Here is a 23,179-nt window from a genome sequence, read left to right on the forward strand (position 1 = left end):
ACAGTACACCCGCCTATAAATGCAAAAAACATGCCAGCATTGGCATGTTTTTTAATAACCGGCTCATTCATTCGGTACAGTTGTGTCATGTATGCATACCATCTGAACTTACCGGCCATGATTGAATTTTTACGTGCACCTTATTATCGCTTGTGATGCGAATTCGCAGCACCAGCTACTTGTCAATAAATTCTTACTATTCTGCATAAATTGCAGGCCATGCAACTGCATGGTCTGCAATTTATGCAAGGCTCCCGCTCTTGCCTGCAGCTTTTTTAAAAATCGCCTGCCTCACTTTGTGAGAGCGCCGACAGCGCTACCCCCGGGCGGCGCGCATCCCCGCTGCGCACTGTGAACTTCAATGCATCAAAATACTCCAGCAGCGGCAACGCCACTTTGCGGGACGTATTCAGCATGGTACGCAGCTGACTGACGGTAAGTTCTTCATTATCACGGAAATAGTGCTGCAGCAAGCGAACTGCCTTTTGAATTGTTGTTTGATGAAGATAAACACTATCCACTTGTATGACTACACCTTTACTGAGCAGCATATGGAAAGCGATCTTGGCCTCTTCCGGCAATAATTTCAGCTTTTCGCCGAGAATCGAAGCATCAATTGTCAGAAAACCAGGTTCAGTCAGCGCTTGCTCACTGGCTTTCATTACGTTAAGACTCCAGGCCTGGTATTTGTTTGCATGTGCCGGCAGGGCAAGCTCTCCGTCATTGATTGTCAGCGTGCCTTCTTTACTCCACAAAGCTGCAAGCTTATCAAAAGCTTTCTCTGTCAGGCCGAGCTTTTGCCTGACTATTTCTCCTGATACTCCCGCCCGCTCCGGCTGTTCACGGTGAAACGCCTCCAATAGAGCTGTACACTGCCGGGTTAATAGCTTAAGTGAACGTATTGCTAGGAAAAGCTGATCCAGCACGATGATTTTTTTAGCGATTTGCAATGCTTCTAAACTTTGCTCCACCTGGCTGGCGGTAAAGTATCCAGCTTGTCTTTTTACTTCACCCTCAGACATAAGACCTGTGTTTTCTGCCAGAATTCCGTATATGACCTGCTCCGTATCCTGAGTTAACAACGCCTGAGCCAGAATTTCACGTTCCTCGCTTATCCGCCGTGCCTGCTTGCAGGGTGCAATCAGCATAACTCCGCCTAACAACGTCTGCGGTGAATACAAGCGGATAATGCCTCGGTCACCAGCACCGGCAGCAACAGGCTCTTCAGCAATAAACCGCATATATTGCGGATTATCTTCTTTAAAAGTATGCAACCGGCCTAAAAATTCCCCTGTTCCCAAGTGCAGCCTTATCCGGGTGCCGCTCTCCACGGGCTGATCAAGCATCACCCTTACATCCCAGGCTTCACTGACCTGGCCATAATCGTTATGACTGAGAAACATGCCGCGGGTAATCTCGCTTGCCGGCATACCTGCCAGATTCAGTGCCGCCCGCTGACCGGCATATACGGCCTCCACTTTATGGCCGTGGCTCTCTACCCCGCGCACCCGCACCTGCTGCCTTAATGGATATAGGGACAAGGCATCACCTACGCACGCCGTGCCGCTGAGCACTGATCCGGTAACAACCGTTCCATAGCCTTTCACGGTAAATACCCGGTCTATCCACAACCGGAACGGAGCCCGGCTGTCACGCACCGTTACCGCTTCCGCCGCTTTTAACAAACTGCTTTTTAAGACATCCAGGCCTGCACCGGTAACGGCGGAAACACGGCAGCGGGGCGCGGCTGCCAGAAAAGTTCCTGCCAGTAGTTCGCTTACATCCTCTTCGACAAGCTCCAGCCAGTCTGCATCGACTTTATCTACTTTGTTGATCACAACTACGCCATGCTCAATGCCGTAAAAATGCAGCATGGCCAAATGCTCACGGGTTTGCGGCATAACGCCTTCATCTGCGGCAATGACGAGCATCGCCACATCAATACCGCCTGTGCCTGCCAGCATGTTTTTTAAAAACCGTTCATGTCCGGGAACATCAACAATGCCGGCTATTGTTTCGGGACTCAGATCCATGGCGGCAAACCCCAGATCAATGGAAATCCCCCGCGCCTTTTCTTCTTTCAGACGGTCCGTATCGGTCCCGGTTAATGCCTTAATTAATGCCGATTTACCATGATCGACGTGACCTGCAGTTCCAATAATGACATACTTCACGAAAGCACTCCTTTCGCGATCCTCGTGCAAGCAGTTTCAATAATTGCCATATCTTCCGGCGCTAAGCACCGCACATCGAGCAGAATTTTTTCGCACTGAATCCGCACAATAATCGGCACTTCATTCTTGCGAAGTACCGATTCCAGCATTGCCGCACTATGGTGCGGTGTTACGATACTAACACCGAAGCTGGCAAAATCTATTTCAGGCAGCGTACCGCCGCCCGCCTGGGAAACCAGCGGTACAACATCCATCCGCCAGCCACAGGCAGTGAGCGGCTGTAAGCGCCCGGCCAGTTGGTGCGCCAGCTCCTTCAACTCCTCTGGCTGCCTGTTCAGCATACGCTGCACAGGCACATTCTTCCCGGCTTCCAACAGGTAATCCAGCAATGTTCCCTCAACAGCGGCCAGTGACAGCTTATCAATCCTGAGTGCGCGCAGCAGAGGATGGATCTTCATTTTTTCGATATACTGCCGTTTGCCGGCAATAATACCGGCCTGGCCCGCCCCCAGCAGCTTATCGCCGCTAAAGGTTACAAGATCCATACCTGCTGCCAGGCATTCCCTGACGCTTGGCTCCTGCCAGCCATTACCCTGTAATCTGCAAAGAACGCCGCTGCCCAAATCCTCTACAAGCGGTATGCCATGCTGATGCGCAAGTGCAGCGAGCGCCTTATCCTCCGGCTGAGCTGTAAAGCCGACTATGCGGTAATTGCTGGTATGTACTTTGAGAATAAGAGCGGTACGTTCCGTGATGGCCCGTTCAAAATCTTTAAGATGGGTTTTATTCGTAGCACCAACTTCCACAAGCCTTGCACCGCTTTGTGCCAAAACGTCGGGAATGCGAAAGGACCCGCCGATTTCCACCAACTGGCCGCGGCTTACGATAACTTCGCGTTCCTTGGCCAGAGCCGATAGTACGAGCAGTACGGCTGCCGCATTATTATTGACAATAATAGCATCTTGTGCACCTGTCAGTGTACACAGCTTATCAACTACATGATCATACCGGCTTCCCCGTTCACCGGTGCCCACATTATATTCTAAGGTGCTGTACCCTGCCATCACTTCATTAACCAATTGTATCGCCCGTTTCCCCAGCGGTGCCCGGCCCAGATTCGTATGCAGAACTACGCCTGTGGCGTTAACTGCTTTACGCAGACTGGAGCTGCCCAGGGTTCCCAGCTGCTCCTTCACTTTGGCCGCTAACCCTTCTGCCGAGACATCGACGTCCTGCTCCTGCCGGATTTGCGTCCGGACGTCACTCACTACCGTCCGCAGTCTTTCAACGACCACTTCCCGGGAGAAGCCCGCTAATTCCGGCTGGTTCATCAGCATACCGCTTAACCGCTCAATTGCAGGAATGTCCCGCATTGTCAGCTTATACCTTTTCATAATGCCTCCCTGCTGCAAGCCCTATTTTTTCATGACTGCCGCAGCCCTTGCATTTAGCAAAATAGGCTGTTGATCTTATCGTTTTTAATGATATAATAAAAAATGCATGGAAACGGATGGGGTCTGGTGGCTTCTGCGGTCTTCAAAACCGTTTGCGGGGCATTAACTTGTCCTGGGTGGGTTCGATTCCTACACGTTTCCGCCATTTCGAGGATAAAGGGGTGTCGCATTGTGCTTTTTGTTAAAAAGCACAATGCGGCCCCCTTTCTATGTATATACGTTCTTTTAAGATGCCTGTCATACCTTTTGGGCGATAGCTGCTATGGCGCTGATTACAGCTTCCATTTGCTGTTCAGTATTGAACAAACCCGGGCTCAAGCGGCAAGTTCCTTGCTCAAGCGTACCCATGGTTTGATGTGCCAGTGGTGCGCAATGCAGACCGCCTCTGGTCACAATCCCGTATTCCTGTTCTAAAAGAAAGCTGATTTGCGCAGAATCCATACCATCAATTGTAAACGAGAGGACTGCCGTCCGGGCGTCCAGCAGCGGCGGGCCGTGTTGCTTGACCCTGGCGATCTCTGCCAGGCCGCTGCATAACACGCTCATCAGCTTTTGTTCCCGCAGCCGGATCGCAGCTATTCCCTGCTCCAAAACAAAGCGAACCCCCTCGCCCAGACCAATAATACCCGGAGTATTCAAGGTTCCGCTTTCCAGACAATCCGGCATAAACTGCGGTTGTTTGGTATCTTGCGACTGCGAACCGGTACCCCCTTCTTTCAGTGGTGTAACGGTAAGTCCCGGCCTCACATAAATTCCACCCGTTCCCTGCGGACCATAAAGGCCCTTATGGCCGGTAAACGCCAGAATATCAATACACTGCCGGTCAACATCAATGGGCAGCACGCCTGCGCTCTGCGCCGTATCAACTAAAAACAAAATCCCTTTTTCCCGGCATATCCGGCCTACTTCCTCTACTGGCTGAATCGTTCCCGTAACATTGGATGCCTGCAGCAAAGCGACCATTTTCGTATTCTTTTTAACTGCTTTTAGCACTGCCTTAGGATCAAGCAGCCCTTCGGCACTACAGGGGATAACGGTAAGCTCCAAGCCCTGGTCAGCCATAGCAAAGGCCGGCCGGGCTATAGCATTATGTTCCATGCTGCTAATGATCAGGTGGTCTCCTGCCTGAAGAGTCCCTTTTAATGCCAGGTTCAATGCTTCGGTAATATTCAGGGTAAAGGCAATACGCAGGGGATCGCCGATATGAAACAATCGGGCCAGCAGCTCACGGGTTTCTAACACCATGTTAGCCGGAGTCCAGGCAAAGCTGGTTGTCCCCCTGCCAGGATTACCGCCAATATTGCGGTTGAAGTTATCTACCGCCTTGTAAACTGTTTCTGGTTTGGGCCAGGAAGTTGCCGCATTGTCCAAATAGATTCGGTTCATTTTTATACTCCCTTTATCATTTACCGACTTCCTGCTGCTTCAAGCGTTACTCGCCGGTCCGGCGCTTTTGAATACGCTCCAGCCGGTAATATAAAGTCCGTACGGAAATACCCAGATAGCGCGCCGCCTGAGTCTTATTCCCGCCAAACTTTTGTAGAACCTGCTCAATCAGTTCATCAATATGATCGCCTAATGCAAACGACGGTGATGATGACGCGGTGTGCTGCAGCTTTGGCTCAGGTAGTTTTTCTTTCGCGCTGTCTTCAGGGTATTTGCCTGTCAGATTTTTCAAGTGTTCCGCTTGCAGCTCCACTCCGTCGTACATAAACGAAACCCATTCCATGGCGTTACGAAGTTCCCGGACATTGCCCGGCCAGGGACAGGCCAGCAGCAGCTGTGCTGCTGAATCGCTGATACTGCAAAACTGCTTGCCCCGCCGCCGGGAAAAATCCTGTAAAAACATCAGCGCCAGCGATAGAATATCATCTTTCCGCTCTCTCAGCGGCGGGATGATAATTTGCCCTACCTTGAGCCGGTAATATAAATCTTTGCGGAACAGTCCTTCAGCAATCCGCTTTTCAAAATTCAAATTCGTAGCGGTAATAATACGAATATCTGTTTTTATTTTTTTAAGGCCGCCTACCCGGTAAAAATTTTTTTCTTCAATTACCCGCAGCATTTTGGCCTGCAGTTCAATAGGTATTTCGGCGATTTCATCGAGAAATAATGTTCCGCCCATCGCCATATCCAGCTTGCCCTTTTGTCCACGTGAAACACCGCCGGTAAAGGATCCGGCCTCATAACCAAATAATTCGCTCTCAAACAAGCTGGGTGTGATAGCGGTACAATTAATATCGACAAACGGGGCCGAACTGCCGGCTGTACCGTAATGAATGATTTTGGCGATAATTTCCTTGCCGACACCGGTTTCTCCCTGAATCAATACAGGCAAAGACCGGTCGGTGTGATATTGCTCAGCCTGCCGGACCACACGCCGCATGGCTTCTGAAAAGATGCCAATTTTACCAATGTTTTCCCGTTCGGTGACTTGGGAGCGCAAACTGTCTCTGCTGTTGGGGGCAGTCCGATTCGTCTCGTCTGCAGGCTCTGCGGAAAATTCACTTTTCCGGAGCTGTGCTTTATGTTCTCCTACCCGCTCCAGAATCGACTTTAGTTCATCCATATTGATTGGCTTGGTTAAATAATCATAGGCACCGGCCCGTAATGCGCCAATGGCCAGTTCGAGATCGACAAAACCGGTATACAGAACCACATCCGCTTCTTGCTCCCGTTTGATCTGCTTTACTTTCCGCACCAGCTCAATACCGGATATCCCGCTCATCTTGATATCGGACAAGATCATATCGTATACACCGGCCTGATAGGCAGCAAGCGCTTCTTCGCCAGAAACGCACTCTCTTACCGTATGCCCCAGCAGCCGTAAATAATTCGCTAAGAAAGACCGGCCTTCCAACTCATCATCAACAAGTAATATTCGCATTCCCATCCCCCCACCAGCCCATTATACATTAGAAATCGCCGGTAATGATACCTGAACCAGCATGCCGCCCCCGTCAATATTTCCCACCTTTATTGATCCATTGCAGGCTGCCACGATCAACTCCACGATGGATAATCCTAAGCCCATCGAGTCACCCATTTTCTTTGTTGTGAAAAAGGGCTCAAATATGCGGCTGCATATTGCCGAATCAATACCCGGCCCATTGTCACTGACGGTTATATATACGTCCTCATCAAACCATGTTCTTATAATAATTTCTTTGCACTGCCCAGCCTTCCCTTCCAATGCCTGCATAGCATTCATCACTAAATTGAGAACGACTTCCTCAAAGCGGACAAACGAACCATTCACAAGCGGCAGTCCAGGCAGCAGCTCTTTTCGGACAGTAATGTGGTGCGCGAATAATTGATTGGATACATAGGATAACGAGCTCTCAATAACGGCATTCAAATCACAGGGTACATATTCGACCATTTGGGTCGTGCGCAAAAAGGAACGCAGATGATTGACGATGGCATCGATGCGGTCCACCTGGCCGGACACATCCCGGATACATTGCAGGACTTTGCCTGGCTCCGCGTTTGCCTGGCACAAATGGAGGCCTGTCTCTGCCAATACACGGATTGCGTTTAACGGCTGATTAATCTCATGGGCAATGCCGCCGCCGATAATGGCCAGCGTCGTTACCCGCGCCGCACGCGCAATTGCTTCTCGCGCCTCTGAAATTTTAATTTCCGCTTCTTTTTGTGCGGTAATATCCCGTCCTACCGATTGATATTCAACAACCCGTCCAATTTCATCAAATATGGCCCGGTTAATCCAATGCTGCCACCGCACTTTGCCATCAGGCCCGATAAACCGCCGCTCAGCATGGGCAACCGGGTCATCCGGCGTCAGCAGGGCGATCTGCTGACGTACCATCTTATGATCTTCCTGTGGGATGAGGTGAATAAAGTTCAAGCCCAGCAGTTCGCTGGCAGTTTTATTAAAATAACGGCAAAATGCCCGATTGACAAAGGTCAGCGTCCCATCCGGCCGAAAGCGGCGGATGAGTTCTTCCTGGTCCTCCACGATTGCCCGGTAACGAGCCTCACTTTCTTTTAATTGCTGTTCCACCTTTTTCTGACTGGTAATATCACGGCCCACCGATTGATATTCGACGATATTTCCGTGCTGATCAAATATCGCCCGGTTGACCCATTCCTGCCAACGAACTTCGCCATGTGGCATGGCAAAGCGCCGTTCCGCCACGGCCACAGGATTATCGGGACTGAGCGACTCCATTTGACACCGCACGCCCTCATGATCCTCACACGGTATCAGCTTCATAAAGCTTTGCCCTAACAATTCTTCCGCTGTTTGACCAAAATACCGGCAAAAAGCCCGATTGACAAAGGTCAGGGTATAGTCAGGCTTAAACCGCCGGATGAGTTCTTCCTGATCCTCCACCACCGCCCGGTACCGGGCTTCGCTCTCCCGCAGCAGTTTTCCGGCCTCATGGCGGCGATAGGTAAGACGTAATCCGGCACCTGCAGCCCATTGTCTCCTCAAATAACCCAGCCCCTTTAGCGTTATTTGGGCTCAGCGGATATATGCAACCCCGCAGTTTTGCCAGAATCGCGAAACTGCGGGGTTAGACTGAAGCCTCAATACTTCACTCCTATGCAAAATATATGCCAATTTATTTTCCAGTTATCGGCATCAGAAAATGCGGGCTATGTAAGACAAAGTCCTTTGAGTCTGCAAAAACAGCATGCAATGCTCTGTTAGTCCTGCAATATTTGCAGATAGCCGGCTATTATGGCTGTTCTTTCGTTTCTATAGCACATTCCGGTCCCAGGCAGACAATGGGAAAGGAAACCTGTCCTGTTACGCCGCCGTCCGGATTATTTCTGAGCTTAATCACGCCATGGCTGGCAGCAACAATAGATTGAACAATTGACATACCCAGCCCCATTGATTCGGCATTGTTTTTCGTTGTAAAAAAGGGCTCCCAGATTCTGTCGCGAATTGCCGGATCAATTCCCGGACCATTATCGCTGACCGACAAATGGATCTGCTCGTCAGCCCACGTCCGGATGCGGATTTGCTTATCTTGATCATCCGTACTGTCAAAAGCCTGAATCGTATTGACCAAGAGGTTAAGCACAACCTCCTCAAAACGTACCAATGAGCCATATACCGGCGGCAATTCTTCCGCCAGCATGAGTTGCAGGCCTATTTGCTTGAAAACGAGTTGGTGGTCTACCACTGCCAGTGCTTTTCGCACAGCCACATTTAAATCACAGGGCAGATACTCAAAGCTCTGATTGCTGCGAGGCAATGCACGCAAATTGTTAACAATAGCATCAATCCTGTCAACCTGTTGGGAAATATTATGGACATTGCGCGTAATTTCTTCATCAGAACCGCCATGCTGCTGCAGGTAAAAAATCGTTTCTACCAATATCTTCATGGCATTGAGCGGCTGTTTGATTTCGTGGGCAATTCCCCCGCCAATTACCGCCAGCGTCATGACCCGTGAAGCGCGGTCTATTGCCTCCCGGGCTTTTGCGATTGCCGCTTCTGCCTCCTGCTGGGCGGTAATATCCCGCCCGACAGCCTGATACTCAGCAACCCGTCCGGTATCGTCAAAAAAAGTCTGACTGACGTATTCGATCCAGCATACGTCCCCAGCAGAGCGTACGTAGCGCAGCTGCAAAGTTCCAATGGCATTTCCCGGTTCAGGCAGATTACCTGGTCCGGGCAGCAGCTGCGCTCCCTCCGGTCCAAGCAAATCCGCCAGATTGCGTCCGATAACCGTAGCCTTAGGCACTTCATAAAACCGACAGAATGCTTCGTTGGCAAAGACCAGTTCCCCCGCTGGTGTGCAGCGGTAAATGCAATCCGTCTGCGCTTCAACAACTGCCCGATACTGAGCTTCGCTTTTGCGCAGTGCTTCCGTTCGGGATAATACCGTTTGCTCGAGGACCAGCTTAGCCTCTTCCAATTCCCGGCGCAAGCGGCTGGTTATCATAAAAATAACGCCAGTTAACAAACTCAAAATAATAAAGCCGATGAGCATAATTGCCTTATTTCGTTCCGCAAGAAAATCGGCCAACGATTCTCCGGCAAACAAAACACCCACCGGCTGATGATCTGCGCTCAGGACGGGCAAATAGGCAGTCATATATTCGGTCCCCAGAATTTCCGCCCGCCCCAGGTGCATCTTGCCTTCTCCCAGCACAGCAGCCGCAATCGCTTCATTCAGCTTTGTACCGACTACCGGCTTACCGTCCTTCATGATAGTTGTTGAAACCCGTTCATCTCCCAAAAACAGAGTGGCTTCAGTATGAAAAAGCTGCTTTACCCGGTCAACAATTTTCTCCTTCGTGGCATCATACCCCAGCGATATGACGCCAATGAGCCTCCCCTGATCATCTTTGATCGGGGCTGCCGCCCGGACTCCCAGCCGGATTACCGTTCCCGGCTCAACCGTAGCCCGGGTGTACCCGGCCAAAGCCGCCTTTATGTCGGGCAAATCGGCCAGGCTGTCTCCCCGCCGCAGCTCATGGGTACGCCAAACGACCTTGCCCTGGGCATCAGTGATGGTGATAAAGTCTACGTCCGCATCTTGCCGGATTTGTTCCAGCAGCTTGTACAGCCCTTGCTCCTTATTTTGTACAGCTTGCTCCAGACCAGGATATTTACTGAAAATCACCGCAAAGCGGACTGCTGACGTCTTGTATTCTTCTATTACCGCGCGCAGCCCCTCAACGCCCTGCATAGCAGCCCGCTCCTGCTTTTGCTCCAGTATATTGGAAAAAAAGTACAGTGCCGGTATTAATGCTGCCGACACCGCAGTAATTGCCAGCAGCACAACACAAATAATCAGTTTTTTCCCCACGCTGGATGCCGTTTTATCCACGACCTTCTCCCCTTTGTCCGGTTATCGGCCAGCCACCCTTAACGTTCAATACCCCTGCTTTGTGGTCATTATACCATAAAGACAGGGGTATTTGTGCTGTATTGCTATTTGTGAGGGTCGATCAGCCGCCCCTTCATGACTGCCGCTGCGCCAAAGCGAACCTTTAACTCATCAACAACTTTATGCAGTGATTCCTGCTTTTCCTGTTTTGAGTCAAACAGGGCCATCGCCTGTCCGGCCGGCTGCAGATTACTGACCGTCAGCCCCAGTAGGCGAATACCTTCTGTAGAGGGAATTGATTTATATAATTCCCTGGCAATATGGTAAAGGGTATCATCCAGATTGGTAGCTTCTTCTAAGGTACGGCTGCGGGTGATCGTCTTAAACGATGCAAAACGTACTTTAACGGTAATCGTCCGCCCGGACAGAGTCAGCCTGCGCAGCCGCCAGCCTACTTTATCAGCAAACAGCAGCAGCTGTTTCTCTATTTCATCCCACTGATACAAATCCTGGTCAAACGTCTCTTCATTTCCGACAGATTTTATTTGCTGATCAGGTACGACCGGCCTGTCATCCAAACCGCGTGCCAGCCGCTGCAAATCATAAACGTCTCTGCCGATATGACGCTCCAAAAGTTTAGGGTCAGCAGCGGCAAACTGGCCAATCGTTCCAATCCCCAGCTTGGCAATACTGGCAGCCGTCACCTCTCCGACTCCCCACAGCCGCCTGACGGGCAATCCAGCCAAAACCTGTGCTTCTTCGCCCCGCCTGATGACATACAAGCCATCCGGCTTTTGTAAATCTGAGGCAAGCTTGGCTAAAAACTTGTTTGGTGCCACACCTGCCGATGCCGTTAGCTGCAGCTGCTGTTTAATCTCGTCTTTGATCCTGCGGGCAATATCCACGGGATCGGCATAAAGTCCATCCATGCCGGTAACATCAAGAAAAGCTTCATCCAGTGACAGAGGCTCTACCAACGGCGAATACCGGTCAAGGATCTGCCGGATTTGGGCCGAGACAAAGCTGTATTTGCGATGATCGGGAGTAATAAAAACAGCCTCCGGGCAGCGCCGGCGCGCTTCGGCCATCGACATGGCCGAATGAACACCAAATTTGCGGGCTTCATATGAGGCGGTGGCCACAACCCCCCGGTTACTTAAGCCGCCTACAATAACCGGGACTCCCGCCAGCTCAGGCTTATCCCGCTGTTCAATTGACGCGTAAAAAGCATCCATATCTACATGAATAATATAGCGCTGCACGTGCATCACCCAGCTACAAGTATAGCAAACGTACGTTCCTTGTTCAATCCATTAGCAGAAATTACCGCTATCTCTTTAAATGAAAGGGAACGGTTGTAACCGCAATATTTTCTTTTAACACAAGTGTAGTATGCAAGAACCAGCCCGTTTGATTATGCAGCAGCCGGTGCCACCATTTCCGTGTTTCAAACTCAGGAATAACAACAGTAATAAAGTCATCCGGACCCTTTTCCCGCTGTTTCTTCTCAATAAAATTGATCAGCGGCCGCATCAGCAGGCGATAGGGAGAACGAAGCACTACCAGTTGAACGCCGGGGTCCCAGCACTGCCACTTCTGGCGTACTTTCTGCTCTGACTCATCATCACTGGCGACGTGAACGGCAATGATATTATCTCCAATCAGCTTGGCATACTTAATTGTTTCGTAAACGATCCGGGTCGGTGATGCAACAGGAACAATCACCAGATGCTTGCCCTGAGGAAAATGAGCACTTCCTTCGGCGTAACATTCTTCCGGTAAGTGCAGCTGATCTGCCATGGTGTTATAGTGACCGCGAATACGCTTAAAGATCGTTACCATAATCGGGATAAACACCAATACCAGCCAGGCACCATAGACAAACTTCGTGACGGTAATGACCGCTACAACGATACCTGTTGCCGCAGCTCCCAAACCATTAAGAAAGACCCGCAGCTGCCAGCCGGCTCCCTTTTCCCGCCGCCAGTGTACAACCATACTCACCTGGGCAATCGTAAAAGATATAAAAACACCGATTGCGTATAAGGCAATGAGATTTTCAATTTTTCCGCCATAGATGACGATTAGCAGAGCGGCAATAATTGTTAATAAAATAATACCGTTAGAAAAAGTCAGCCGCTCGCCACGCTGAGCCAGATAACGGGGCATATATCCGTCACGGGCAATAATCGATAATAGTACCGGCAAACCATTGTACGCGGTATTTGCCGCCAGATAGAGCACCAGCATTGTCGTAATCTGTATATAATAGTACAGGGGCGTTCGTCCAAAAATCTGCTCTGCCAGCTGGGACAGCGCAGTTACTTCTATGATGGGAAGAATATGATGATGCAGAATCAGCGCCGATATTCCCAAAAACATAAAACCAAGTATGCCTGCCATCCAGTAGGTGGTAGCGGCAGCATTGCGGGATTCAGGTGATTTGAACATCGGTACGCTGTCCGCGATTGCCTCAATACCGGTCATTGAGCTGCAGCCGTTCGCAAAAGCCCTCAGGGCCAGAAACAGCATTGACCAGTCCAGCTGCTGCCGGGCCAGCGAATCGGGCGGAATAAAATAGGGTGCCTGAGCCATGCGGTATAAACCTACAAAGAGGAGCAATAAAATTCCGGCTAAGAAAGCATAGGTAGGTAATACAAAAGCGTTGGACGACTCCCGTACTCCCCGGAGATTAACCAGCATTAAAACGCCAAACAGAACAACGATATCGATTGGCACTTCCCAGCCGCTAAGCTCGGGAAAAGCAGATATAATGGCCGCCGTTCCTGCTGACACACTAACGGCGGCAGTCAATATGTAGTCGGCAAAAACCGAACCGGCTGCGATCAGCGCAGGCTTCTCCCCGAGATTCTGCTTAGCAATGGCATATGCGCCTCCACCGCCGGGATTCGCTTTTGCAACTTGTGCATAAGACAACGTGACAATTGCCAGGAGGATCAGAATAGAAATGGCCACAGGAGCCATATATCCGTATGCAATCAAGCCTGGTAAGGCAAGCGTAAGCATAATCTGCTCCGGCCCATACGCTACAGAGGATAAAGCATCAGAAGAAAAAATGGATAAAGCCTTCCATTTGGGCAACCGTTCATGAGCCAGTTCCCGGTTGTGCAGCGGTCTGCCAATCAGCACCCGCCGTAATTCGCGCATCATACAAGTAGCGCCTCCGCTTCTTATTTTGTTAATAGGGCAATGAAGTTAATTATACTCTTCCCTGCCAAAAAAGAAAGCGCCAATTTTCACCGTTTATTCTCGCTTTTGACTGCCTTCGTTCATAGTAACCAATAGGATACCTGGGGCATTGCGCCGTCATGATTATCTCACGCAATCACCCTTCATCACTGGGAATTTTCTTGACTTACAGGCACTTGCCTGCCCTTTTCTGAATAGCTTATAAAAGGATTGCAAAAAGAAAAACGACTACCGGTTATATAACCGATAGTCGTATCTTCCATTATGGCGGAGTGGCAGGGATTTGAACCCTGGCGGGGCTTACACCCCCTAACGATTTAGCAAACCGTCCTCTTCAGCCGCTTGAGTACCACTCCAGAAGAAATAAATGGCGGAGGGGGTGGGATTCGAACCCACGGTCCCTTGCAGGATCACTGGTTTTCAAGACCAGCTCCTTAAACCGCTCGGACACCCCTCCGTGCCCGACACATTTAGTATTATAACAAAAGGTTGCACGTTTTGTCAACTTCATAAACCTGGTATTTTATCACATTTTTTCCGTCGCTAATTAATTGAAAATAACGAAATTCCGGGTTGTCTATTGACTAATACAGAATACAGGATTATATTTGAAATGTAAATACACATAATCCGACGGGTAGGTGAGAAAAATGGATGTAGACCGACCTAGACAATACAGACTTGCTAAATTAACTAAATATAGGGGAATATCCATCTTTCTAGCCCTTAGCTATCGCTAATGTAAGAGATATGGGTGTTGCCCGAAGAGAGAGGGGGAGCACCAATGTTGAAAATATGGAAAAGCAATTGTGTCACTTTGATTGAACAGTCTCTCGAATCAATGGAGAAAGGATCCTGGCTGAATCTGGTCAGTCCTACAGCAGAGGAAATAACAATTGTCTCTGCTCTATCCAACGTACCGGTTGACGTATTAAAAACAGCCTTGGACGAAGAAGAGCGGTCCCACGTAGAAATCGAGGATAACTATATCCTGGTTGTTACCAATATCCCGATGATGCGCGGCAAGGACAGCTATGATACACTGCCGCTTGGCATCATTATTACACCGGACTATTTTATTACGGTTTGCCTGGAGCAAAATGAAATTCTAAAAGCCTTCAGCAATGATAATGCCCGAACCTTCAGCACTTTCAAGAAAACCCGGTTCCTTTTCCAGATCCTATATAAATCAGCAACGTTATTCCTGCGTTATTTGCAGCAGATTAACCGCCGCACTGACGATATTGAAAAACAGCTGCGCCAATCCATGAAAAACGAAGAGTTCTTCCAGCTGCTCGAATTGCAGAAAGGCCTGACCTTCTTTACCGCCTCACTGCGTTCTAATGGTATTGTGATGGAGAAAATGCTGCGCCTGCGTACCAACAGCCAGCTGCAGCATCTCATTAAAATGTATGAAGAAGATGAGGATCTCTTGGAAGACGTTATTATTGAAAATAAACAGGCAATTGAAATGGTTGAAATGTACTCCAATATTCTTAGCAGTATGATGGATGCTTTCGCCTCCATTATCTCCAATAATTTAAACATCGTAATGAAATTCCTGGCTTCGATGACCATTCTGCTGTCCATCCCTACCATGCTCGCCAGTTTTTGGGGTATGAACGTAGGCGTCCCTTTTATGGGCAGTGAATTTGGTTTTTGGTTTGTAATCAGCATCTCCATTATTATTACGAGTATCGCAGCTTACGGACTATGGAAGAAACAATTATTTTAGCGCAAAAATAATACCCGCTTGCACTGGCTGCAAGCGGGTATTTTTATTTATGCCGGTTCGCCCCGGCCCCGGCGGGCAATTACCGCCAATATGTCCTGATCATAGCTGAACAGCGGTATCCGGTTAAGTACGAAATGATCAGCCTGACGGGTGCATTTCCCGTTACGGGTTGTAAGGCCGCCAACATAGCCAAGCTCTTTGGCTATGTTGAGTGTTTCCTGATTATAGCTGCCCCGGGGGTAAGCAATCGTCCGTATTTCATTGTTCAATATGTTTTCCAGGATGTTTTTTGAGGTTTGCAGTTCATCCCGGATTTCGCTGCCTGGCAGTTCGCCCAATGCCCGGTGAGTCATGGTATGGGACCCGAACTGCATCCCTGAGCCGGCCATTGCCCGGATTTGCTCGGCATTCATTCGATCAGGCAGTCCCAAAAAGCCGGCGATAATATAAAATACCGCTGTCATCTGCTGCTTCTGCAGAACGGGAAAGGCATGCTCGTAATTGTCGGCATAGCCGTCATCAAAAGTAATCAGCAGTGGCCGTTCCGGCAGTTCAACATTGCCGTCTATAAGAAACTTTTCAAACAAAGCTAATGATATGGTATGGTAGCCGTAATCGGTGAGTATCTGCATATCAGCTGCGAACTTCTCCGGTGTAATGGTGAGGTAACCATTGGTATAGCCAATGCGATGGTATAACAGTACCGGTATTTCCCGGTAAGCTGCCTCACTGGTAGTGGATAGATCCTCCAGCAATTCTGAAAATCCGGTGGCGAAAACGGTACTAATACATAGTTTTACAAATTCACGCCGTGTTACCACGTTTACATCTCCCACTTATCAACTACATCTACTGCAAGATACGACAATAAACTTCGTTTTAGAACAACCAATTCCCTGCCTTATTTACACTGGCGGGTTATTTTTTTTCTATTGGCAATACTAGTATCGTATTTTAGTACAAAAGGAGGCTGCAATTATGTCTAAACTAGCTCTTACCCTGGTGATTGTGGGAGCCTTGAACTGGCTTCTGGTCGGACTGTTCCAATTTGATCTGGTCGCGGCAATTTTCGGCGGCCAAAGTTCTTTTCTCAGCCGTGCTGTATACGCCATTGTCGGTATTGCAGGCTTAGCGTGCGTCCCGCTTTTATTCACCTCACGGTCGAGAATGTAACGAAACACCGGCTTCCGCTGTAATCCCTTCATCTCAAATGGAGGGATTATCCTATTTTCGGCGCCACCAAAAAGTTGTATAATTATTATAATATGCTTACGTGCATGTAACAAACTTCCCAGCCGGGACTAGGAGGGAGCAGGGTGACAAGAAGATTTTTTCAATCCAGAATCACTTTATTACTGTTTACCTTGACGTTTGCCTTTCAGACGCTTGTCTTCATACCGGTAACGCATGCTTCGCTGGGCAACATATTAATCGGCGGTGCCGTTCAGTATTTATATCTGCGCGAAACCTTACTCTATGCCCATAACAAAAAAAGTGATGAAATCATGTCCGGCTATAAAAAAGAATATGGTGTCAACAGCGACCAACGAGCCGAAGAAGTACTGGACTCTGTCATGCAGCGCCTCTTGACAGGCATTGACCCGGAAGGAAAAATAAAGCCTAAGTTTTCCTGGTTTGTGAATAATCAAACCACATTTAATGCCTTTTGCGGCTTAGGGCACAATGTCAGTGTCAACATCGGACTTTTCCACTACTTAAATTATAATGAAGACGAGATCGCTTTCGTACTGGCTCACGAACTTGTCCATGGCATGAAACTGCATTCCCTTAGTTCGCTGCCTAAGCTGGTCTCCTTTAATGTAGTGCAGGCACTTTATTTAGAGAAAAACCCCGGCGCCATCTCTTACATAACTTCGTACATCATTAACCGCAATCTGGTTGCCAACTATGCCACCCTGCCGCAGGAAAAAGAGGCAGATGCCAATTCATTTTCCTATGCAGTAGATGCAGGCTTTAACCCCGGTGCAGGAGCGGCCATTTGGTCCCGGGTAACGGCTAAAAGCGGTGATAATGCCCATAACAGCTTCGAAAATATCGTGAACCCCAATGACCATCCTACGAATAAGCAGCGTGTGGAGTACTTCGCCAAGCGCCTGGAGGATTACAGCAATGGCAAAGTCAAAGTTGTAAAAGGAGCCGTCTATGTCAACGGCAAAGCCTGGGCAACCCCCGCTGCCGCCGGCGATCTGCTTGCAGAGGAGAGAGCGTATTTTATTGCAGGCAACCTTGCTTCCCTTACCCACACTTCCCCCGGCAGCTATCAGGCTGAGCTGGTGGAGGGGGTAATTCAGCTAAACGGCAAAACAATTATGACGCCCACAGATAATGATCAAAATGCCGACGAATTAGTTGCTTCTTTACACAGCCTTATCACCTTATAACCAAAGCCGCTTAAAACCTTCCGGTTTTCAAGCGGCTTTTCTTTTTCTGCACATGGCTTTGCCGGCTACTTTTTCATCTCGCAGCCGCACCAGACATGTTTTGATTTTGCCATCCACTCTTGCACAGTGTTCAGGGCCTCACCAAAGCGTTGAAAATGAACAACTTCCCGCTCCCACAAAAACCGCAGCGTATCAATTACGCAGGGATCATCCATTGCCTCAATCAAATGTTCATAGGTAGTACGCGCTTTTTGCTCTGCGGCCATATCCTCTACCAGATCGGTAATCGGATCTCCCAGGCAGGCAATGTATTTAGCTGACCAGGGCACTCCGTTTACATCAGTCCAAAACAGGCCATGATCATGTTGCACCCATTGTCCTTCCCAGCCGGCTTCCACGAAAGCTTCCGGTGGTGCTCCATCAGTCAGCTTGTGTACCAGAGCAGCAATCATTTCCATATGAGCCAGTTCTTCGGTCCCGATATCAGTTAACACAGCTTTAGCCATATCGGTCGGCATGCTATACCGCTGATTGAGATATCGCAGTGATGCACTTAATTCGCCGTCAGGACCGCCGTATTGGGAGATGATCATCTTCGCCGCTTTCAAATTAGGACGGCTAACCCGCACAGGGCGTTCTAACGATTTCTCATATATCCACATATTCACCCATCCTTTTTGCCTTTCTTACATTTCCCAGGGCCACGGTCCTTCCATCCACTGCCAATCCCTGCCTTTGACAGGACTCCAGCCGAAGTGAAATAAGGGTCCAAAGCACTCTTCATACTCTTCTCTTAGTTTCATCAATACCTCAACCGCACAATTATAATCATTTAATGCATCCTGGTCACAAGGATGAGTGTCCAGATACAAATTTAGTTCGATTGCGACAAATTGTATTTCCAGAAGTCTCTCCAGCATAGCCATTCGCTTATTGCGATCCACTTTTGTTTCACCTCCGCCTTTCTATCCCGGAATGGGATAAACACCCCAAAGTTCAGGGAAAAGTGTGCCTTTCATCAACGCTTCCCGGGGCGAGAACGCTCTTTCGTATTTTTGCCAGGGAACATACGCATGCGCCAGCAGCAGTGGCCGGGGCATCATCATGCTGTCGTCGCACATATTAAACTCACAAGGCTCCGGTTCGTCACAGCACTCCTTTATGTCCATGAAATCCTCATGACACTTTTCCTCGCAATGGACCTTCTTTTTCCGCTCATTCTCATATACATCATCAATTTTTTCATTCTCAGAAGACAATTGAAATACCCTCCTTTCCATGCCTACTATAGCTTATGAAGACAGATTACATATTGACACAAACGTAAATAAAAAATGAGCTGTCGCAAAGCGGTATTATCCGATTTGCAACAGCCCCGTTTTTTTCATTATTCAATTCATTGGCATCAGCAAGAACGCCAGTATATACAATCCGATTCCCAGGCCCTTATAAAATACCGCCAGCACCCAGGCAAACCGGACAATGGTTACATCCAGACCAGTATAGTTGCTTATCCCCGCACATACTCCAAAAACCATGCCCTGGCCGGAATCCAGCGCGAGATGCTGATGGATTGCCAACTTGGTGGAATCCGCATCGCCCTGAAAAAAGCTCCATACCGTAAGGCCGCTCAAGCCATAAGCCGCGGCGCGAATTAGCCATAGCATAACAAACGCCTCCCGATGGTAATCTAGTGAAATTATTACCATAATGAGAGGCTTTTAATCATGTTATTTGCGATTGACCAGTTCCAGCCGGCGCCGGGCACGCCTTTTCGGGTCCAGCTGCGGTTCGGGACGGGATGGCCTGTCCCCTTCGGCAGCAGCCTGACGGCCAATGCTGATTAAGATTCCCACTGCCAGCATATTCACAATCAGTGAGGTTCCGCCAAAGCTAATAAAGGGCAGCGGTACGCCTGTGACCGGCAAAATACCACACACCATCGCAACATTCCCTACCGCCTGCCCGCTAAGTAATGCCGTAATGCCGCCAGCTAACAGCATTCCATAACCGTCAGGTGCTTTAATAGCAATCTTGGTACCATACCAGGTAACGGCAGCAAATAAAAACAAAACAAAAAGGACGCCAATGAACCCCATTTCCTGGCTAAGTACGGCAAAAGCAAAATCGGTATGCGCTTCAGGCAAATAAAAAAACTTACTTGCCCCCAGACCCAACCCGGTACCCATAAAACCACCGGAGCCGATAGCCAGCAATGCCTGAACAGCCTGATACCCAATATCCTGCTGATACGCCCAGGGATTAAACCATGCTGCAATACGCACAACCCGGTAAGGAGCAGCATAAACTGATGCAACAACTACAATTGCTCCGATACCAACTAGGCTCAGCCATTCATACCGGGGGATGCCGCTTAACAGATATACAACCATACACAAAGCAAAAATGACGACAGCAGTCCCCATATCCGGCTGCTTGTAAACCAGTACGACCATCATGCCTGTCAGCCAAAAAGGCCACGACAAGATGCTGGTTCGCCGGCCTCTATCCAGATACACGCCCAAATAGGCAGCAGTCATCATGACTGCCGCGAGTTTAGCCAGTTCAGACGGCTGGAACGTCATTCCCAGCTTAAGCCATCGCCTGGCACCATTGGCCTCTAAGCCCATCACAGGCACTAAAGCCAAGGTAACCATCGTGCCCAAAATCATGACAGGCACAAACCACTTATATTGCCGGTAGTCAAATTTCGCAGCCAGCCACAACAAGACCAACCCGATACCAAAAGCCTGCAGATGCCGCTTTAAATAAAAATAGCTGTCATTCCATTCTCTGCTGGCTGTAACAAAACTGGCACTGAAAATATTCACAGTCCCCAGAGCAAATAAAATGAGAATCAGATATAGTACGGCTTGCGCCGGATTAGACCACAAGGCAGGCATTCTATTCAATTACTTTCGCCCCCATATCGATATACTTGTCTTATTATACCAGAAACACCTGCCTCAGCCCAATACGAATATCCTGAAAATAATGAGGTGAAATCGATGGACACTTGTTATCAATTACTGATAGTTGATACTACTGCCCAAACCTTACTGGTTGTTGACGGTCTCACTAATGCAATCATGGCTGAACTTGCACTGCCGCCTACGGAGGCAATTACTGCCTTATATCCGGCTGATGACGGCAGCAAGGTCTTTTTGCCTGCTGCGGGCAACGGCGGCAACGGTTCCCTACATATTTTAAACTTAGCCACTTACACGCTCTACCGGCTCCCTGTGGCAATTGCTCATCCCGAATACTTTGCCCTCCAACAGGCAATTGCCTACTTTGCCGACCCGGCCGGAAACTTATACAGGCTTGATACGGCAACACTTGCTGTCACATTGATAAAATCCAATGAAGCGCAGCTTTCCTGCATGTCTCTAGCCACTCAGGGAGATCAGTTGCTTGCTCTGTGGGAGGATGGAGCAGAAGGTCTATTTTCTAGTTTCAATGCTCAAGGCCAGGTAATGAGGGAATATCGGCTGCCTGGCGCGCCGACAGCGATGGCAGCTGCCCCGGACGGCATGGTCTTCGTCGCTTTGGCGGATAGCAACCAGCAGCTAGGATTGGCAGCTATCGGAAAAGAAGCAGAAGACCAACTGCCAACTGCCCTTAAGCTTGTTTGTCCCCACTGCAGGGCAGCGCTTACCGGCTACCCCATTGACCTGGAACTTACGGCTGACATGATCTATATCATTACGGAAGACGGGGCACTAACCGTTATTGACAGGCAAACGCTCCGCCCGACTACTCATATGCTGCTGGGGCAGCCGCTTGACAAAATTCATGTGGTACCGGATAGTAATCAGGCAATTGGCCTTTCGGTAATGAAAGGTAATCTTGCCAGAATCGACCTCTCTGCCGGCCGGATCACGGCAGTAACGGCCACCAGTGATTATTTAGGGCCAATAGCTGTCATTCGAAAATAAATCAAAGCCCCTTTCCGCAAAGTGGAGAGGGGCCTTAACTTTATTAACATCAGCGCTACTCCTCCGTTTTCCCCAGAGGGCGGGGCCACTTGCCTGACCACTTGTACTTGCCATCTGCCTTTTCAGGGTCAGCCGACTTGGTACTTTGAACGGCAGGTTCAGCTTGAACAACCGCCTCATCATCTCGGGGATAAAACTTTGGTTTTAGATAGTTGGACTTTATCTGACTGGCAGGCTTGAAGTCTTCATCACAGTCATCATCAAAGACGATGTCCGAATCACAGTCATCTTCGTCTTCATCGTCGTCATCGCAATCGCAGTCATCGTCATCGTCATCACAATCATCGTCATCACAATCATCTTCATCATCTTCATCATCGTCACAGTCATCATCGTCGGCTGAACTGATGTACTGGCTCGCCAGCGAAGCAGTGCTGTCGTCGGCATTATCACACAAGTCATCTAAAGTCAGCGCATTCTCATCGAGGTCAGGCTGCAGATAATCCCCTTCGGTGCCAATCAAACCCTTTTCCATCATCGTTAAAATCATCAGGAAATGATCGGCTTCACGGCGTACATGATCTGCCAATAGTGCCGGCAGAATACTGGCGATTCTGCAATTCTCCACCATGTTGTAGAGAGCCTTTTTAAAATCCCGCAGCCGAAGAGTTGCCGAGCGGACATCATGAATAAACCGGCCATATACCGGAGGATTAAGGTGCGGAAGACAAGTGGTAGTGCTATATTGATGTTTTTTCTTGCATTTCTTTTTGGACGAGACGGTTACCAGGGGTAGTTGGCTGGGATGCTGCAGCATACTGTAGAAGTCATTGGCCTGCAGGAAAAGATTATCAAATTCGGTGGAGAAATCCCTTACCATATTCATAATTATCCGTTCGGAAGGATCAATATGCCCTTCAATGAATTTGGTATGATCAGCCATTATTCTCAGCCAAAAGACATTTTCCCGTGCTTTGGACAAGTGATAGTTTTTGCTGTGACACTCTTTGATTTTACCGAATAAGGCCAGCACATATTCCGCTTCCCGGGCCATATGATCCAAAAAGAGCGGCGGGTTATTGCCAATCAATTTGCACAGCAGAACCTGCTGCAGCAAATGCCGTTTAAAGCGGAGAAATTCGGCAACTGTATCGAGAGCATTATCAACCAGTTCGACAAACTTCTTCTCACTGGCTATTTTTTCAGCTCGGTTATACAAAGCCCCAAATTCCTTATAAAAGCTCTCCGCCTCACTAATTAGACTCGTACTTTCGCAAGGCAAACCCATTTTAATGAATAAAGCATGCTCCCGCATGATTTCCAGCCAGAATTTAACTTCCTCCATATTCAGCGGTGGAACCGGGGCTGCCATGGTAATAGGGCGCGACATAGCAACACTCTCCCATTTACAGATTACAGTGTTACTACAGTGTATGCCGAGCTTGGCGATT

At 49.0% G+C, this 23,179-nt stretch carries 19 protein-coding genes and 3 tRNA genes; 5 read left to right on the forward strand and 17 right to left on the reverse strand.

Annotated features, from left to right (window positions below; all coding sequences use genetic code 11):
* Positions 1 to 275: 275 nt before the first annotated feature.
* Positions 276 to 2,174, reverse strand: coding sequence for a selenocysteine-specific translation elongation factor (selB, locus tag EV210_RS09220; RefSeq protein WP_132078908.1), 1,899 nt, complete (start codon positions 2,172 to 2,174; stop codon positions 276 to 278).
* Entirely contained in the window at positions 2,171 to 3,568 is a 1,398-nt protein-coding gene (selA, locus tag EV210_RS09225) for an L-seryl-tRNA(Sec) selenium transferase (protein ID WP_243650492.1), read from the reverse strand. The genes selB and selA overlap by 4 nt, the downstream gene beginning before the upstream one ends.
* 108 nt (positions 3,569 to 3,676) lie before the next feature.
* Here selA and EV210_RS22585 point away from each other — a divergent pair.
* Positions 3,677 to 3,773: transfer RNA gene (locus EV210_RS22585), tRNA-Sec, on the forward strand.
* A 92-nt stretch (positions 3,774 to 3,865) separates the two neighbouring features.
* On the opposite strand, the gene EV210_RS09230 is transcribed toward EV210_RS22585, so the two are convergent.
* The 8 genes from EV210_RS09230 to EV210_RS09265 all read right to left on the reverse strand — a co-directional run bounded on the left by EV210_RS09230 (position 3,866) and on the right by EV210_RS09265 (position 14,110).
* On the reverse strand, positions 3,866 to 5,014 hold the full coding sequence (locus EV210_RS09230; RefSeq protein ID WP_132078911.1) for an aminotransferase class V-fold PLP-dependent enzyme: 1,149 nt from the start codon (positions 5,012 to 5,014) through the stop codon (positions 3,866 to 3,868).
* Positions 5,015 to 5,060: 46 nt separating this feature from the next.
* Positions 5,061 to 6,515: a sigma-54-dependent transcriptional regulator gene (locus tag EV210_RS09235; protein WP_132078914.1), complete on the reverse strand. Its 1,455-nt coding sequence runs from the start codon at positions 6,513 to 6,515 to the stop codon at positions 5,061 to 5,063.
* 21 nt (positions 6,516 to 6,536) lie between these two features.
* A complete protein-coding gene (locus tag EV210_RS09240) occupies positions 6,537 to 8,087 on the reverse strand; it encodes a PAS domain-containing sensor histidine kinase (protein WP_132078917.1) in 1,551 nt (516 codons plus the stop codon).
* Between the two features lie 247 nt (positions 8,088 to 8,334).
* Positions 8,335 to 10,443: a cache domain-containing protein gene (locus tag EV210_RS09245; protein ID WP_132078920.1), complete on the reverse strand. Its 2,109-nt coding sequence runs from the start codon at positions 10,441 to 10,443 to the stop codon at positions 8,335 to 8,337.
* A gap of 104 nt (positions 10,444 to 10,547) precedes the next feature.
* Positions 10,548 to 11,705: a DNA polymerase IV gene (locus EV210_RS09250; protein WP_132078923.1), complete on the reverse strand. Its 1,158-nt coding sequence runs from the start codon at positions 11,703 to 11,705 to the stop codon at positions 10,548 to 10,550.
* 67 nt (positions 11,706 to 11,772) lie between these two features.
* Positions 11,773 to 13,614 carry an APC family permease gene (locus EV210_RS09255; RefSeq protein WP_132078926.1) on the reverse strand — a complete coding sequence of 614 codons (1,842 nt, stop codon included), beginning with the start codon at positions 13,612 to 13,614 and terminating at the stop codon, positions 11,773 to 11,775.
* A gap of 304 nt (positions 13,615 to 13,918) precedes the next feature.
* Positions 13,919 to 14,009 (reverse strand) — tRNA-Ser (locus EV210_RS09260).
* A 12-nt stretch (positions 14,010 to 14,021) separates the two neighbouring features.
* Positions 14,022 to 14,110, reverse strand: a tRNA-Ser gene (locus tag EV210_RS09265).
* A gap of 327 nt (positions 14,111 to 14,437) precedes the next feature.
* On the opposite strand from EV210_RS09265, the gene EV210_RS09270 reads away from it, so the two are divergent.
* Complete coding sequence (locus EV210_RS09270) at positions 14,438 to 15,388, forward strand: magnesium transporter CorA family protein (protein WP_132078929.1); 951 nt, start codon at positions 14,438 to 14,440, stop codon at positions 15,386 to 15,388.
* Between the two features lie 47 nt (positions 15,389 to 15,435).
* Here EV210_RS09270 and EV210_RS09275 read toward each other — a convergent pair whose 3' ends face one another.
* Positions 15,436 to 16,209: a polysaccharide deacetylase family protein gene (locus EV210_RS09275; protein ID WP_132078932.1), complete on the reverse strand. Its 774-nt coding sequence runs from the start codon at positions 16,207 to 16,209 to the stop codon at positions 15,436 to 15,438.
* Positions 16,210 to 16,366: 157 nt separating this feature from the next.
* On the opposite strand from EV210_RS09275, the gene EV210_RS09280 reads away from it, so the two are divergent.
* Positions 16,367 to 16,561, forward strand: coding sequence for a DUF378 domain-containing protein (locus tag EV210_RS09280; protein WP_132078935.1), 195 nt, complete (start codon positions 16,367 to 16,369; stop codon positions 16,559 to 16,561).
* A 143-nt stretch (positions 16,562 to 16,704) separates the two neighbouring features.
* Entirely contained in the window at positions 16,705 to 17,790 is a 1,086-nt protein-coding gene (locus EV210_RS09285; protein WP_132078938.1) for a M48 family metallopeptidase, read from the forward strand.
* Between the two features lie 65 nt (positions 17,791 to 17,855).
* On the opposite strand, the gene EV210_RS09290 is transcribed toward EV210_RS09285, so the two are convergent.
* The 5 genes from EV210_RS09290 to EV210_RS09310 form a co-directional block, all read right to left on the reverse strand.
* Positions 17,856 to 18,452: a manganese catalase family protein gene (locus EV210_RS09290; RefSeq protein ID WP_132078941.1), complete on the reverse strand. Its 597-nt coding sequence runs from the start codon at positions 18,450 to 18,452 to the stop codon at positions 17,856 to 17,858.
* Between the two features lie 24 nt (positions 18,453 to 18,476).
* The gene (locus EV210_RS09295) at positions 18,477 to 18,734 is read right to left on the reverse strand and encodes a spore coat protein CotJB (RefSeq protein ID WP_132078944.1); all 258 of its coding nucleotides are present in this window, start codon (positions 18,732 to 18,734) and stop codon (positions 18,477 to 18,479) included.
* Positions 18,735 to 18,755: 21 nt separating this feature from the next.
* Positions 18,756 to 19,049, reverse strand: a complete 294-nt coding sequence (locus EV210_RS09300; protein ID WP_243650493.1) for a spore coat associated protein CotJA — start codon at positions 19,047 to 19,049, stop codon at positions 18,756 to 18,758.
* 132 nt (positions 19,050 to 19,181) lie between these two features.
* Entirely contained in the window at positions 19,182 to 19,457 is a 276-nt protein-coding gene (locus EV210_RS09305; RefSeq protein WP_132078947.1) for a PspC domain-containing protein, read from the reverse strand.
* 63 nt (positions 19,458 to 19,520) lie between these two features.
* Complete coding sequence (locus EV210_RS09310) at positions 19,521 to 20,693, reverse strand: FtsW/RodA/SpoVE family cell cycle protein (protein WP_132079207.1); 1,173 nt, start codon at positions 20,691 to 20,693, stop codon at positions 19,521 to 19,523.
* A gap of 105 nt (positions 20,694 to 20,798) precedes the next feature.
* Here EV210_RS09310 and EV210_RS09315 point away from each other — a divergent pair, with 105 nt between their 5' ends.
* A complete protein-coding gene (locus tag EV210_RS09315) occupies positions 20,799 to 21,728 on the forward strand; it encodes an NHL repeat-containing protein (protein ID WP_132078950.1) in 930 nt (309 codons plus the stop codon).
* A gap of 55 nt (positions 21,729 to 21,783) precedes the next feature.
* On the opposite strand, the gene EV210_RS09320 is transcribed toward EV210_RS09315, so the two are convergent.
* Positions 21,784 to 23,118, reverse strand: a complete 1,335-nt coding sequence (locus EV210_RS09320; protein WP_132078953.1) for a DUF2935 domain-containing protein — start codon at positions 23,116 to 23,118, stop codon at positions 21,784 to 21,786.
* Between the last annotated feature and the right edge of the window lie 61 nt (positions 23,119 to 23,179).

It is taken from the genome of Anaerospora hongkongensis (genome assembly GCF_004339805.1).
Classification (GTDB): domain Bacteria; phylum Bacillota; class Negativicutes; order Sporomusales; family DSM-15969; genus Anaerospora; species Anaerospora hongkongensis.

Excerpts from the sequence above, each read along its gene's own strand:
- selA (WP_243650492.1), bottom strand. The coding sequence starts at position 3,568 with ATGAAAAGGTATAAGCTGACAATGCGGGACATTCCTGCAATTGAGCGG.
- EV210_RS09230 (WP_132078911.1), bottom strand. The coding sequence starts at position 5,014 with ATGAACCGAATCTATTTGGACAATGCGGCAACTTCCTGGCCCAAACCA.
- EV210_RS09235 (WP_132078914.1), bottom strand. The coding sequence starts at position 6,515 with ATGCGAATATTACTTGTTGATGATGAGTTGGAAGGCCGGTCTTTCTTA.
- EV210_RS09255 (WP_132078926.1), bottom strand. The coding sequence starts at position 13,614 with ATGATGCGCGAATTACGGCGGGTGCTGATTGGCAGACCGCTGCACAAC.
- EV210_RS09270 (WP_132078929.1), top strand. The coding sequence starts at position 14,438 with ATGTTGAAAATATGGAAAAGCAATTGTGTCACTTTGATTGAACAGTCT.
- EV210_RS09280 (WP_132078935.1), top strand. The coding sequence starts at position 16,367 with ATGTCTAAACTAGCTCTTACCCTGGTGATTGTGGGAGCCTTGAACTGG.
- EV210_RS09290 (WP_132078941.1), bottom strand. The coding sequence starts at position 18,452 with ATGTGGATATATGAGAAATCGTTAGAACGCCCTGTGCGGGTTAGCCGT.
- EV210_RS09305 (WP_132078947.1), bottom strand. The coding sequence starts at position 19,457 with ATGCTATGGCTAATTCGCGCCGCGGCTTATGGCTTGAGCGGCCTTACG.
- EV210_RS09310 (WP_132079207.1), bottom strand. The coding sequence starts at position 20,693 with ATGCCTGCCTTGTGGTCTAATCCGGCGCAAGCCGTACTATATCTGATT.
- EV210_RS09315 (WP_132078950.1), top strand. The coding sequence starts at position 20,799 with ATGGACACTTGTTATCAATTACTGATAGTTGATACTACTGCCCAAACC.
- EV210_RS09320 (WP_132078953.1), bottom strand. The coding sequence starts at position 23,118 with ATGTCGCGCCCTATTACCATGGCAGCCCCGGTTCCACCGCTGAATATG.